The 13241-nt window shown below is 54.9% G+C and carries 14 protein-coding genes; 12 read left to right on the forward strand and 2 right to left on the reverse strand.

The annotated features are described in order from the left end of the window. The first annotated feature begins 28 nt into the window (after positions 1-28). Positions 29-766 (forward strand): ParA family protein, encoded by a 738-nt coding sequence (locus tag PSR62_RS00385; RefSeq protein WP_274405852.1) that lies wholly within the window; start codon positions 29-31, stop codon positions 764-766. Then, positions 763-1080: a hypothetical protein gene (locus PSR62_RS00390; RefSeq protein ID WP_274405853.1), complete on the forward strand. Its 318-nt coding sequence runs from the start codon at positions 763-765 to the stop codon at positions 1078-1080. The genes PSR62_RS00385 and PSR62_RS00390 overlap by 4 nt, the downstream gene beginning before the upstream one ends. A 14-nt stretch (positions 1081-1094) precedes the next feature. Here the strand turns inward: PSR62_RS00390 and PSR62_RS00395 are convergent, their stop codons facing one another. Then, on the reverse strand, positions 1095-1934 hold the full coding sequence (locus PSR62_RS00395; protein ID WP_274405854.1) for a hypothetical protein: 840 nt from the start codon (positions 1932-1934) through the stop codon (positions 1095-1097). Between the two features lie 451 nt (positions 1935-2385). Here PSR62_RS00395 and PSR62_RS00400 point away from each other — a divergent pair, with 451 nt between their 5' ends. The 8 genes from PSR62_RS00400 to PSR62_RS00435 all read left to right on the forward strand — a co-directional run bounded on the left by PSR62_RS00400 (position 2386) and on the right by PSR62_RS00435 (position 7952). Beyond that, a complete protein-coding gene (locus PSR62_RS00400; protein ID WP_274405855.1) occupies positions 2386-2748 on the forward strand; it encodes a hypothetical protein in 363 nt (120 codons plus the stop codon). 12 nt (positions 2749-2760) lie between these two features. Further along, positions 2761-3129: a DUF6573 family protein gene (locus PSR62_RS00405; RefSeq protein WP_274405856.1), complete on the forward strand. Its 369-nt coding sequence runs from the start codon at positions 2761-2763 to the stop codon at positions 3127-3129. Between the two features lie 308 nt (positions 3130-3437). After that, a complete protein-coding gene (locus PSR62_RS00410) occupies positions 3438-4073 on the forward strand; it encodes a protein-disulfide reductase DsbD domain-containing protein (RefSeq protein WP_274405857.1) in 636 nt (211 codons plus the stop codon). Positions 4074-4079: 6 nt separating this feature from the next. Further along, on the forward strand, positions 4080-5408 hold the full coding sequence (locus tag PSR62_RS00415; RefSeq protein WP_274405858.1) for a hypothetical protein: 1329 nt from the start codon (positions 4080-4082) through the stop codon (positions 5406-5408). Between the two features lie 321 nt (positions 5409-5729). Next, positions 5730-6749: a DUF932 domain-containing protein gene (locus PSR62_RS00420; RefSeq protein WP_274405860.1), complete on the forward strand. Its 1020-nt coding sequence runs from the start codon at positions 5730-5732 to the stop codon at positions 6747-6749. A 3-nt stretch (positions 6750-6752) separates the two neighbouring features. Then, entirely contained in the window at positions 6753-7088 is a 336-nt protein-coding gene (locus PSR62_RS00425; RefSeq protein ID WP_274405861.1) for a YkgJ family cysteine cluster protein, read from the forward strand. Continuing rightward, a complete protein-coding gene (locus PSR62_RS00430) occupies positions 7089-7544 on the forward strand; it encodes a hypothetical protein (protein ID WP_274405862.1) in 456 nt (151 codons plus the stop codon). 81 nt (positions 7545-7625) lie between these two features. Beyond that, entirely contained in the window at positions 7626-7952 is a 327-nt protein-coding gene (locus PSR62_RS00435; RefSeq protein WP_274405863.1) for a hypothetical protein, read from the forward strand. A 448-nt stretch (positions 7953-8400) separates the two neighbouring features. Here PSR62_RS00435 and PSR62_RS00440 read toward each other — a convergent pair whose 3' ends face one another. Beyond that, complete coding sequence (locus PSR62_RS00440; protein ID WP_274405864.1) at positions 8401-9678, reverse strand: hypothetical protein; 1278 nt, start codon at positions 9676-9678, stop codon at positions 8401-8403. Positions 9679-10212: 534 nt separating this feature from the next. On the opposite strand from PSR62_RS00440, the gene PSR62_RS00445 reads away from it, so the two are divergent. Together PSR62_RS00445 and PSR62_RS00450 are read left to right on the forward strand one after the other, a co-directional pair. Next, positions 10213-11556: a DUF4365 domain-containing protein gene (locus PSR62_RS00445; protein WP_274405865.1), complete on the forward strand. Its 1344-nt coding sequence runs from the start codon at positions 10213-10215 to the stop codon at positions 11554-11556. 2 nt (positions 11557-11558) lie between these two features. Next, entirely contained in the window at positions 11559-13007 is a 1449-nt protein-coding gene (locus PSR62_RS00450) for an argonaute/piwi family protein (RefSeq protein WP_274405866.1), read from the forward strand. Positions 13008-13241 lie beyond the last annotated feature (234 nt).

Here is a 13241-nt window from a genome sequence, read left to right on the forward strand (position 1 = left end):
GATTGACTGTCGTGGTACGGCTATTCGTATGAAGATCATCGCAATCACCAACCAGAAAGGCGGGACCGCCAAGACAACGTCCACCGCGGCGCTCGGTGTGCTACTCAGTCGTCGGGGAGTCCCGGTTCACCTGATCGACATGGACCCACAGGCTGATCTGACAGCGGCATTCGGAATCGACGGCAGCAATAGCCAGCTATTCGATTGCCTGCGAGATCAGTCTCCATTGGAAGTCATCAAGGTCGCGGAATTTTTGACGATTTCGCCAAGCAACCTGCAACTCTTGCGGGCCGAATCGGAGCTTCTCACTTCGACATCCCGCGAGTATGTCCTGCGGACCGCCTTGCGAAACACCGAACTGCCAGGCGAAGGCGTTGTTTTGATCGACTGCCCGCCATCGCTTGGGGTTCTCTCGGTTGCCGCGTTGAGCGCTGCTCAGGGAATCTGTGTCGTCGTGCAACCGGGTGGCTTCGAGCTACAGACCCTGGTCCATCTCGGTCAGACCGTCGACCTTTTGCGTCAGTACGTGAATCCGGGGCTGCAAACCATCGGTGCGATCGTGACGAACAGTCATCGCCGCCGCAGTATCACGTCGCAAGTCTTGGATGAATTAGCAAGTCAATACAGCGTGTTAGGAACCATTCGTTCCGATGCAAGGATCGTGTACGCAACGACCGCCGGCAGCATCCATCGGCTTCGATCATCGTCCGCAATGGAAGATTATGACGTCGTTGCTGACAAAATCACTGAATGGCTCGCCGTATGAGCAAGCCACTTCCTGGAATCGCCAACGTCCTGGGCGGATACATCAGCACACCGTCGGGCGCCTCAGCCCAGGAGCCGCCAGAGAAACCGAAACAGCAATCGGCTGGTTGGGCGAAGAAGTCCCGTCGCCAACGCGCCCGGCTGGGACGCCCGCCAGGGGTAAGTCCCACAAACCGAGCACCGAAAGAAAAGGCAACGCTCCGAATCGACACCGAACTGATGGCGGAATACCGCGATTGGTCCTGGGACGCGCGGTGCCAACTGGGCGAATTGGTCGAGAGGGCACTCGCTGACTATCGCAAACGCAACCGTTAAGTCGGTCTAAGAGTCTAAGCGTTTTCTCGACTCACGCCGGCATTCATGCGACTGCGAAGCCGCTTGGCATGATTGAAATACGTTGCTCGACATCCACCACCGAGTCGGACAAACTCCTGGACCCGTTCGGACTCCGTCGACCAACGAACGTCCGACTTTAGCTTGGCGACCAAGCTCGTCGTCGCTGGCAGTGTTTCCTGCAACAACATGGATCGCCAATCGAGTCCTGCTGCTTTCAGTTCAGACGCGCGAACGTATTGACGCATGGACGGATTGATAACGAGCGAGAGGTGCCTGCCGAACCAGTCGTAGATTTCATCGTCGTCGAACCAGCTACGGACCTGCTGATGCACTTCGCTCGCCGACGGTTGGAAGCGAACCACATGACCGCGATCCTGCACGGCCGCGACATTCTTATCCAGAGTCTTCCATTCATTGGCAATGATCACGACGCGGCTGGTGGTCTCGAACGCCCGGGGAATGCCCTGTTTATCGAGGGCGGCGGATGCGGTTTGCCACGAAACTCGCTTGACTGGGTCCGTCTGGCATAGCGTTTTGAGCAATCGAACGGCGTTGCGATCCGAATAGAGACTGTCGACGTCGTCGAGCACAATCACTTGGTCACGATGATTCCAGGCTTGCGTGTATACACCGAACGCTGTTGCGTTGCCTTCGATCCAGCAAGCGTCCGCCATCACGCGTCGAACAGTCTGACTCTTGGCGAGCCCTGGTTCACCAAGCACAATCAGCAGATTCAGGTGTCCCTCGGCGAACGCTTCAACAAAACGAGTCATCTCGCCATAGGTGCTGACGACAAACCCGGGTTCCTTCGACGTGGTGATTTCTCTTTTCATGGGCGGGGAAAAGTGGACCGGTCGCACGATGCGACCGGTCCGATTCGTTTCATTGCTAGGTCGAATCAAGTTCGACAGTAACACGACATGATGCTTTGGGTCTAATGAAGAGTTAGTGGTTTAGACCGCCCCGCCTTGCCCATCGCCTCCACGCAGCCCAACACCCGCCTGCCCCACTCCTCCCCGGCTATCGACGGCCTGCTCCGCAATCTCTGGTCGGCTCCACTTGCAATGTCCGTGCCAGGCCCGCCACCGCGCCGTCCCCCTCCTCAACCTGTCACGGACCTTGCCGCGCTCCACCTCCCGCCGATCGCTCCACAGTCCGAGTTTCTTTTTTTGTCCCTGGGGTGGGTCTGTCGATGGGCGAGAGACCCACCCCAGGGACAAAAAATACGAGGTGGGTTGTACGGAAAAATCGTCGGAAATCCCGACACTTGCTAGGTAACTCGAAATGCAAAAGGACACAAAACGAGAAGACAACGCCGATTCGTCGACGACATACCAAGGCTGGGAGAACTATGCGACTTGGTGCGTTGAAGTTTGGCTAAGGAACGATTCGGGCTCGTATCACTACTGGAGAGACCGAACACGCTCGACCGTTCGCGGCGCGTGGTCAATGGACAGTGTGATCAAGGGTCTGTGGACGGAATCGGAGGCAGCGAGAATCAGCCTTGCGGAACAACTGAAGGAAGCCACACACGACGAATCACCGCTTCAGGAAGCGTCGGTCTATACCGACCTACTCGGCTCGGCATTGGACGACGTGAATTGGTCAGAGATTGCGGCGTCTTTCATTGAAAATTTTTGCGACTAGGAGATTAGCACCATGAACTACATTTTCGCTTACACAAGAGAGCAAGCAATCGCGGACGGAGTCCTGATCGACGTCACGAAGACGGCCAAGGAAGCAGGGTTATCATTACACACGGTCGTGACGGACGCCGTTTGGGCTCAGTATGTTCGCGTTCCAGATGGAATCACGTGCCAAGACGAAAGCGGACGACTCTGGGACATCCTTTGGATGCTTCGCTACGCCATTCTGCAAAGCAAGAACGCAGAACCGCAGATGATGTTTGAACTGTACGTTGCCAACGAGGAAGGCAAGCCAGCCGAACTCATCCAACTCAAGGCCATTGTCGGACCAGGCGACGATGAACGTCCCGTTCTTACGATTCTGCTACCTAACGAAGACTAAACCCCCATCATGCGACCGGCCACATGCCGGTCGCATTCTCACCAATATCATTAAGAAAGATGGCAATCGGACGCGTCCCACGGATTGCCATCGCAATTGCCACCCAAATCATCAGAAAACCAAGCGAATCACGGACTCCCGACGAAATCAATGCGCAAACACCAGAAGTAAAACAAAGCAGGGACGACCGTGCGCAGATCGTGAGTTCGCACCGGTCGATATTTCAGGGCCCAGCAAGCAGGTGATGCCAAGCGACCTGGCGCTCACAAGGGTAGAATCTCGACTGAACACACTCGTAGAGGCGACTCATGGATCGGCGAATTCTCACCACGCGTAGGAATGGAATCGTGACGAGGCATCGCCAGCTTCGCGGGACGCTTGCTTGTTGCTTGCTGTCTCCGGTTCTTGCTATGGCCTCGACGGGTTGTGGCCGCAATGCCGAGGTCGTACCTGGCGGAGAGCGTCCGAACGCGGTCGTCACAAATTGGACGATCTCGCATGGGCGGCCGGTAAGTGCGCAAAGTGAATCGGGCGAGGTCACCCTCACGGCTTCGTTTCCCGAACGCGACATTGCAGTAAGCGAGACCGTCTCCGTTCTTGTCGAGACGAAGATTTCTCCGGGATTCCATCTCTATGGCGAGTTGCCTTCGCAGGGGCCGTTCACGCCATTTTCGATCGAGTGTTCAACTGACGATCAGTCTCTGATCATCGGTCCAGCATCAATCCCAGAGGCCAGCGACACGGCTGACGGAAAACCAATTCATCGCGATTCGCTTTCCGCATCGCTTCCGGTCCAATTTTCAGAATTGCAAGCAGCGAATTATCGCGTGACAATCAAAGTCCAATTTCAGGCGTGCAACGACCTCGTTTGCCTTCCGCCCGAATCCTGCACCATCGAACTTCCAATTGTGGTCAGTCAGTCAACTCCTTTGTTAGAGAGATGATCTACGATGAATCGCCCGTCCATCAGTTCGTTCCCTCGGTCTTTCGCGGTTGCGTTTTTGCTCGTTGTTATTGCCGCGATCCTCGCTCCACCATCGGCGATCGCCAAGGAGCTCAAAGGCCTGCGCGTCATCTACGTCGGTTCAGAGCGAGCCGACGAGTTCGTCGAGTTTTTGAAGCCACACGTCGCGGCGATTGAGTCAGTGGATCGTGATGCGTTCAAACCAGCGGATGCCGAAAAGTTTGACGTGGTGTTACTGGACTGGCCCCAAAGTGGCAGTGCCCGAATGGAACGCACGGATACGTCACCGCTTGGGATGCGAAAGGACTGGGGACGACCGACCGTCTTGCTGGGGAGTGCAGGACTCAATTTGGCGTGCGCCTGGCAACTTCGCGGCGGCTCAGGCTGCACCTGTCTCGATCCGGTGGCGTACGACCTGAAATCGCATCCAATCTTTGAGTCACCCTTTCCGATTGACCGCACCGCGACCATCGCAATCGACACGCCGTCGTCATTCCAAGATGACATGGACGAAAAGTCGATCGACGTGATTCCCGTGGTCGATGACTACGAGAAGAACTGGAAAGCCGGTTGGTGTACGTATTCGACTGCATTCGACGTTTATCCCGACGTCGAATTCTTCTGCGGCGGCGTCAATCATAAAACGCCAATCGCCGCAGCGATCTGGCGACAGGGCAACTTGATGCATTTCGGTTTCGAGCAATCACCGGTCGAGATGAATGATACGGGCAACCGAATGCTTCTCAACGCGATCGCCTACATCAGCAACTTCAGCGAAGATCGCCCCATCGCGATCACGCCGTCAGTCTTTGTCGGTCCACGTGCACGACCACGCTCGACCGTTGCGTCTTGGCTCAAGAATCCCGATCGAGCGAGTTGGGTGGAAAGAATGGTGACGCCGGAACTGTGGCAAACCATTCAGTCACAGGGCAATGCCGACGCCATGGCAGCGTGGGCCGAATCGCAAACGCCTTACTTGACGACTGATCCAGAAAGCAAATTGACCATCGACGAGGATTTGCTTGAAATTCAAATGGGCTTTGACGACCCCCGATTTCTAGAGTCCACGATCGAAGGCTTGTCGGCAGACGACAAGGATACCGTCGCTCGAGCAGCACGGTTGCTTGCACGCTACGTGCCAGACGGTCCAAGTAGCGGTACCGCAGATGACTGGCAGGAATGGCACCAAGAAAACAAGCCCTATCTCTTTGCAACCGACTATGGCCACTATCGGTGGTACGTCGACCCGCTGGCCAAGAAACGCGCCATTCCAACCCTGCAGTTGCGTGGCGCTGATCGAATGGACCGGAACTAGACGCCAGCCACCAAAAAAGATCGAATTCGATGCGTGACATTTCTTGACGAGCGTGATAGGGAACCAGTGTCAGCAGCAGAATTGTTCCTTATCCAAGCTGAATATCTGTAGATAACGATGCCGCCTCTCGCGTCGATTGGGCTTTACGCCAAGTCGCCAAGAGAGGCCGGCGGTCTTGAAGGTTTTCTTAGTGAGCCCCAATCGTTACGAGCTTCCGAGCTGTCTCGGTCGTTCCGTCGAATGCCGCTGCGCGTGGTAGTTGGCGGTTCGACCGCGTTGGTTGAGCAAAGATTCTTGACTCCCACTCGGAGACTTGTAGCGATGGCTACTCTGACAAAAGCAAATGAGGAACTGTTTCGACGGACGCCCGATGAATGCTTCGACTCGTTCGACAGCCTGTACGCCGAGTGTTCGCGTTCGCGTGAACAATCAACGGACCTCTGGGAACTCCCGCAAGACATCTCGCTGACGCATGATCTAACAATCTGCAACGGCGAGGGTTCCGAATACCGGTTGAACGATTGGTCGTTCTCGCAGCTATGCCGCACGGCGGGCGTTGGGAAAGACACGGTCAACCGGCTGTCCCGGAAGACGGCCAGCAAGGTGTTTGAGGAAACCCTGCCGCAGGCGGAAAAGCCGATGCAGCTCCTGACGACTGAAAAGCAGATTCGTAGCGTTCACGGTGTTGCCTACACGCGGCTCTGGAACGTCGAATTGCTGGACGTCGTCAACGAGTATGCGTCGTTCTTTACCCCGCCGCAAAAGGCGATGGATGATGTCAGCACCGGACTGTATTGCGGAGAACAGGACATGTTCGCATTCCTGATTGACCCGACCGGATGGGCCGAGATCGAAGGACAGGCGTTCGCGCCGGGCTTTTTCATCTGGAACAGCGAGGTCGGACGCCGAAGCGTTGGCATCCAGACCTTCTGGTTTCAGCGTGTCTGCCAGAACCACATCGTTTGGGATGCAACCGAAGTGATCGAATTCACTCGCAAGCACACCGCCAACGTTCGTGATGCTTTGCAAGAGATTCGTATCATGCTGGACAATCTGGTCACAGTTCGCGATCAACGCAAAGACTCGTTCGCCGCGATGATCAAAAAGGCGATGACAGAGCGGATCGGTGATGACGCCGATGAGGTCACGAAGGTGTTGACGGCCGAGAAGATTCCGCGACATCTGATCAAGGATGCGATGGAGATCGCTCGGGCGCAGGGTGCATTTACGATTTTTGCGATGGTCGATGCCCTCACCAAGCTGTCCCAGAAGGTGAATTTCGCCGGAGATCGGACGTTGCTTGACGCCAAGATCGGCAGTCTGCTGTCGATGGCGGCTTGAACAATGTCGACATCGAACGAGCAGTATGAGTGTGACGGCTGTGGTGCGTGTTGCCGCAGCAAGTTGGTCGATATCTACGAAATCGACACACTCAGGAACCCTCGGATTGCGGAGCAGATGATTCCGCTTCGCGAACCTGGTTTCGACGGCGAAATCGGCTACCTGAACTGCGTCAGCAATGGCGGGTGCGTCTTTCTTCGCGACGACAATCGGTGCGGAATCTACACGACGCGCCCGTCGGTTTGCGTGCTCTACGAAGCGGGCAGCGACGATTGTCAACAGTGTCGGCTTGACGCTGGCATTTCACGTCTCGAGCCGATGTCCGTCACGAAAGCGTGAGTGGTGGAATCGGTTCGCTCTTTACTATTACCGAAAGGAGGGAGCTATGGCTCAACCATGGACCCGCAAGTGACTTGGAATTCGTTACTCGACGAGTGGGCAAGGCGAAGCTGGCTTGACGTGACAGAGCTGGCTGAAGCATTGCTCGATTGGCTTGATCGTGGCGGGTTCCCACCGAAGACCTCTGAAGCACCGGAACTCGGTAGCGATTGGCACGCAGCGGTTGCGAAAGCAGCGGCGATCTATGCCATGAGACGTGCTGAAGCGGTGTTAGACGATCCTGATGGCATTCCGGCGAACGTTGTATTCACGCTGACTTGTGCCCAATGCAACGTCGAAGGACCAAACACTTTCTACGAGGCAAAGCACGAAGGCTGGACTCGAATTCAGTACATGCCTGCGTCCACATCCGAGAACTTTCTCGGCATTTGCTTCCCATGCAGCCAACGTCAATAGCGACGTTTGGCATCCGGCCAGTCGAATTCTCGACAAGCCGATTCTTTCCTTTCATCCATTCTCTATTCGGAGACAACCAACATGGCTACCAAACAAGCCAACAAGACGACCCGCCCGACGCAAGAATTTCGACTTGGTCGAATCCGTGCGGCGATCTGGGAGAACGAAACGGACAACGGTGTCCGTCACAATGTGACGATCAGTCGGCTTTACCGAACCGACGACGGCGAGTGGAAAGACTCAACGTCCTTCGGTCGGGAAGACTTGCTGCTCGTTGGCAAAGTGATGGACCGATGCCACACCTGGATATACACCGAAGCACGAAACGCAAACGGTGAATCCAACGGTAACGGCAAAGGCCGTTCCAACCATGACGAGGGTCGCGACGACGGAAACGTCCCGTTCTAGCCTCCGCTGGTCCCTTTGTGTGAACCTGTCGTTTCCTTCCTCTCAGGTGGCCCCGGTTCGCAGATTTTGAACCCAGGTTTGACGACCGCTGGCCACCACCAGAACACCGACGTGTTCCTTTCTAATCATCAATCACGAATGAACTATTGCCGACGCCCCAAATGATGCGCTGCGTCACTTGGAAGCGGTGCGGTAACGACACGGATTTTGCAAGCGTCCTCGATCACTCGCATGAACCCGACTGTCTTAGCGAACTGCAAAGACGAGACGGCCCGTGGGATCGGCGAGAGTAGTGGGCTCACAGACATTCCTGGCAGTGTGAACCGATTCACCCACTGAAAACGAACAAACGGGTTGAAACTCGCTGTCCGGTCGCGATGCTCGTCTGAGCCCGGCTTCATCAGCTAAAGGTTAATCGGCTTCGCACCGCTTCCGGTCCCGCACTTCGTCAGATGTTGCCGCCTGAATTCTGGTAGCTCTTGATGTCGTGCAACGATAGAACACGACCATCACGACAAAACAGGTCACAGAAATCCTTTCCAGTTCGGGCAAACTCGTCTATCCAGCTTTCGCGAAACTCCTTCGCCGTCATTTCACCTTGACGCTGGAGCGTCGGCGCACGACATGGTCCCATCGAATCGCCATACTCAAACTTAAACCAAGTGCCACGAACATTGCGTGCCGAAAACTCGAAGCTCACCCTCTCGGTGTCGGCAAACTGACGACTCAGATTGCGAGCGAACTGAAACGCCATTGAAAGCCTGGCAAGTGCAAAGTCCGCCATCACCCATTTCCCTTCCGTCAAGGTGAGATTGTCCGGTGGCTCTGGACTGACACCAGCATCCCGCTCCGAAAGTTTCATGGGTTGCCGACCGCCCACCATGAACTCGCACCAGAATTGACCCGCGTATGTGATGGCCCAGGGATCGCCATAGGTGTCGTTGTAGATTCCCCAGTCCATCGGCGCGGTTCCCGTCGGCTGCGGTGGGAATCGGTGAAACCGATCGGTGTGTGGTCCAAGTTGGCGGATCAGCGTTTCAAGTGTCTCGGCGTCGGGCCAACGTTTCGGACGATACATCGACGGCCGGAATGAGAACTCAATCCGCGGAGCATCGGCACGATTGGGCATCGATGATTGGAAAGTCGATTGAATCTCCGAGAGTTGCCGTTGATGTTGGATGTCATCATCTCCCCCGTACCCGCCAACAAGACCGAGTTGCAACACACCTCGCAAAGCTGCTTCGAGTTCGGCTGCCAGGGACTCAATTGTTTCCCGCCGAGTCTTGCCGTTTTTGCCGGGACTCGTAAAAGCAATCGGGCGGCGATGATGAGCCAAATCGAAAATTTGGTTGGCGGCAGGACCATGAGCCTCATTCATGACGCAGATCAATCGTTCGGGACCAATCGACGCAAACGCATAGCCCAGCTCAAAAAGCACATTCGGGTTCGAGCAGTGTTTTGGTTCATCCGATTGAGTTTCAGCGACGAACGTCAGATCGCTCACCACCGCATCGGATTCCCTCAACCGACGCATCAGCGTCTCGGGGATGTTGCAGAGACCCGGTTCGCCTTCGGTGTCCGACTGAATGAGGATTCGATAGGGGATTGACGCATCCTCGCCAATCCGATCGCCAGCCACCTGCAATGCCTCGCGTATTAACCGACGTCCGTGATTCGACTTCGTATCACTTTGCCAAGAAAAGAAAACGGAAAAGACTTCACTCACCTCTTTGCCCTCACTGTTCCGAGATCAGTTGCCACGTCCACGGTTTGGCTCGCCTCGATTCGGCGTTCCACTGTTCGGTTCTCCGCGATTCGGCTCGCCACGGTTTGGATTTCCACCGATGCTGCTGCGTTGTTCAAGTTCAAACGCTTCAACTTGCCGGTTGATCTCAGCAGCAACGGCCAGAGACTGAGGTCCTACACCTTGGTTGATTGTCATAGGTCCTGGACTTTCGATCACAACGACTTCACCTTCAGTCCTTGCGCGAGTGCCAACGGTAATGACCAGAGATGGGCAGTTAGCAACCCTGATTGTCTTGCACGGTTCCATTTGCATTTCAGTTTCCTGCTGTTTCGGAGTTCGTTTGGCGGCGCCGTCATACCGTTGTATGACTGCTTTATCTGATTCACATTATCACAATATGCAACGGGGTGGCCCACTGGGCGATTAAGGACCAAAATGGGGGTAGGAATTCGCGATTATTCCGATGCAACTGGAAGTCAGTCCAATGTCGACAACAGGGATGGGGAAGGGTTCATGAAAAGGATCACGGACCAACAAGTGCTTGGCGAGAAAGGTGTCAATCTGATTCAGTCCATCGTTTTGGACATGAAGTTCACTTGGCACCCCAGCAACCAGCCCGTGGAAGCGGGAATCGACGGCTGGGTTGAACTGCGCGACGACACTACCGGGGAAGTCAAGAACTGCTGGATCGCCGTGCAGAGCAAGGCAAGATCAGAGCTGCGTGAAAGCAAGGGTTGCCCGACGTTTTCATGTTCCAAGGATGATGTCGACTATTGGCTGTCCGGAAGTTCGCCTGTCGTTTTGATCGTCTCAAAACCCGAGGAAGGTGTGGCGTACTGGGTCTCGGTCAAAGACTACTTCCGAGGACGCGATCCAGATGCGAATCGAACGATTCATTTTCATCCGACTCAAGACCGGCTTACAGCATCGACGGCCGAACAATGGAAAGCGCTCGGAAACCGCTACGGCGCTGGCACGTACTTTACACCGCCGAAGATCACGGAAACACTCTCGTCAAACTTAATACGTATTAACCGTGTCGGCCAAACAGTGTTCACAGCAGAAACGGACTGCGATAGCGGGAAGGAAGCGAGGCTGCGATTGAAGGAAGCATACCAATATCCACCGTGGGAATGGGCTTACGGAAACGGCAAGAAAATCTATTCGTTTCACAACCTTGGTCAAGAGCCATGGAAGGCGATCTGCAATGTGAAAACTGTTCAGTCGTTGCCCACCAAAGAACTTGCTCTTGCGGATGATCGAGAACTGAACTGGGTATTCGTTCAATTGCTGAGGGGCTGCTTTACCGAGATCACTCGTTCGTGGAAGCTGCGATGGTCCAAGGAAAGCCAGTGCCACTACTTCGCACCAAGCGAGCGAGATGTCGTGCGTGAATTCAAGTATCGAAGCCGGCAAAAGCGGACGTCTCGAACGGTCGTCAAAAAATACTCGCACAAGAAGGACGCCAACCGGATCGCTTACTATCGTCACAATGCGTTGACCCATCGCTTTATACGCTTTGGCGATCAGTGGTTCTTGCTTCTTGATCCGACTTACGTCTTCACAAGTGATGGCGCGGAACCGGACCCCTACCGCGAAGAACATCTCGCTGGGATCATGCAACGGGAGGGCGACGCGGCAGTGAGCGGCGCGGTAGTGATGTATATGGAAATGCTGAAGGACCGGACAAGCATGTTTGAATCGCCATACGAACTTCTCGGGTTTGGCGAAATCGTGACAGGCGAGTGTGAGGTTGGCATCGACGACGAGGCTTGGAAACGGATCAAAGCAAAAGCGGACGAGCAAAAGATCGAAGAGCCAGAGGACACCGGTTTCGGTGAGGGGTTGTTTGATTGAACATGAACGTGACTTTCATTCAAGAACCGGAGTTGGAGTTCGGAACAGGGCAACACATCGACATTCGCTACGGGTTGTCCACACATGGGCCGCTGGACCAGAAGAGCGAGTTTGCTCCAACGAAGGTGCGATTAGGTTTGATCGGCGACCAAAACTCGATCAACCAATTCTCGAAATGGATTGGTAAATGCCGAAGAGGAATCGCAGCGAAAAAAACTCCGCTCGTCACGCTGTTTCCAGCATTCCCAGGATTCGGTGACGGAAAGCCACTGTGCGACTTTGTCGTCTCGGAACAATCATCGCGGCCGATCATAGGACGTGAGGTTCGCCGGCTTTCCAGCATCAAGGATCGAAATGAGCTTGTCACTGAATCTGTCGACTATTTCTTGGCGGAAGCGGCCGATCTTTTACAAAGCGTCGCATGTGATGTCATTATCTGTCTTCCGCCCGAAGACTTGCTAAAGCCCATTGATGCCGGTTCTGTTGCTCCAGGCACACCGCGATCGCGACGAAAATCCAAAACGAAGGAACCGCACAAAAGCGTTTGGCACGATTTGTTGAAGGCTCGCGCGATGCCGATGCAGGTTCCGATTCAAATGGTTCGCCCGGCCACCTACGGCGGAAAAGTGCATCGTTTCCGGCAGGATGGAACGTCGACTAAGAACGTGGAAGACGAAGCGTCCAGAGCTTGGAATTTTTACACTGCGCTGTATTACAAGGCGGGTGGTGTGCCGTGGCGTTTGGTACGCAACTCGTCTGATCTCGACACTTGCTTCGTCGGCGTTAGCTACTTTCATCCGGTCAACGGTGATTCAGTCCAGGCTAGCGTCGCACAGGTGTTCAACGAACGCGGGGAGGGCGTTGTTGTTCGCGGTGGCCAAGCATTGGTCGAAAAGGATGACCGCACCTTGCACATGGATGTAGAGACGGCTGCGGGATTGCTGCGTAACGCGCTGTCGCTCTACAAGAAGGAGCATCGGAACCTTCCCGCGAGAGTCGTGTGCCACAAATCATCCTACTTTGATGATGCGGAGGCGAATGGCTTTCAGAACGTAGCGGATGAATTGGGCGTCGATCAGCTTGATTGTGTGTCTCTGCGAAAGTCGTCTGTTCGTTTTTTTCGGAATCGACCCAATCCACCTCTACGCGGAACAGCAATCGAATTGGATCAGAGAACTTCGATTCTCTACACGCAGGGCAGCGTCGACTTCTATCGAGCGTACCCAGGCATGCACATTCCACGTCCTCTCGAAATTACCTTCGACCACACGGAACGCCCCGCCGATCAACTCTTGCACGAGATGCTGTCGCTCACGAAGATGAACTGGAACAGTACCCGTTTTGTCAACGCTGAGCCAATCACCGTCGCCGCCGCCAGAAACGTCGGCAACATATTGAGGTATCTCGACGGAACGTCCGCGATCCAATCTCGATACAGCTATTACATGTAACCATTGCTACGCTCTTAACGACTATCCACGACATGTACTCCGTGGCAGTGGCCACCGCTGTAAGGTAGTGCGTTGACTGTTAGAATTGACTTCGCAGGTGAATGCATCATCGACAAACCCACAATGAAACCCAGAAGACGTCTTTAAGGTCAAACGTTGCCGATCGACTCAACCGCAATTCCCGACACCGATTTTGTTCGGTTCGATTGGTCGATCCAGGACGAGGACGAATTG

The sequence above is a fragment of the Rhodopirellula sp. P2 genome (genome assembly GCF_028768465.1).
GTDB lineage: Bacteria > Planctomycetota > Planctomycetia > Pirellulales > Pirellulaceae > Rhodopirellula.

Bases quoted from the DNA above. Each gene is read 5' to 3' on its own strand.
- PSR62_RS00385 (WP_274405852.1), top strand. From the start codon at position 29: ATGAAGATCATCGCAATCACCAACCAGAAAGGCGGGACCGCCAAGACA.
- PSR62_RS00390 (WP_274405853.1), top strand. From the start codon at position 763: ATGAGCAAGCCACTTCCTGGAATCGCCAACGTCCTGGGCGGATACATC.
- PSR62_RS00395 (WP_274405854.1), bottom strand. From the start codon at position 1,934: ATGAAAAGAGAAATCACCACGTCGAAGGAACCCGGGTTTGTCGTCAGC.
- PSR62_RS00400 (WP_274405855.1), top strand. From the start codon at position 2,386: ATGCAAAAGGACACAAAACGAGAAGACAACGCCGATTCGTCGACGACA.
- PSR62_RS00405 (WP_274405856.1), top strand. From the start codon at position 2,761: ATGAACTACATTTTCGCTTACACAAGAGAGCAAGCAATCGCGGACGGA.
- PSR62_RS00410 (WP_274405857.1), top strand. From the start codon at position 3,438: ATGGATCGGCGAATTCTCACCACGCGTAGGAATGGAATCGTGACGAGG.
- PSR62_RS00415 (WP_274405858.1), top strand. From the start codon at position 4,080: ATGAATCGCCCGTCCATCAGTTCGTTCCCTCGGTCTTTCGCGGTTGCG.
- PSR62_RS00420 (WP_274405860.1), top strand. From the start codon at position 5,730: ATGGCTACTCTGACAAAAGCAAATGAGGAACTGTTTCGACGGACGCCC.
- PSR62_RS00425 (WP_274405861.1), top strand. From the start codon at position 6,753: ATGTCGACATCGAACGAGCAGTATGAGTGTGACGGCTGTGGTGCGTGT.
- PSR62_RS00435 (WP_274405863.1), top strand. From the start codon at position 7,626: ATGGCTACCAAACAAGCCAACAAGACGACCCGCCCGACGCAAGAATTT.
- PSR62_RS00445 (WP_274405865.1), top strand. From the start codon at position 10,213: ATGAAAAGGATCACGGACCAACAAGTGCTTGGCGAGAAAGGTGTCAAT.
- PSR62_RS00450 (WP_274405866.1), top strand. From the start codon at position 11,559: ATGAACGTGACTTTCATTCAAGAACCGGAGTTGGAGTTCGGAACAGGG.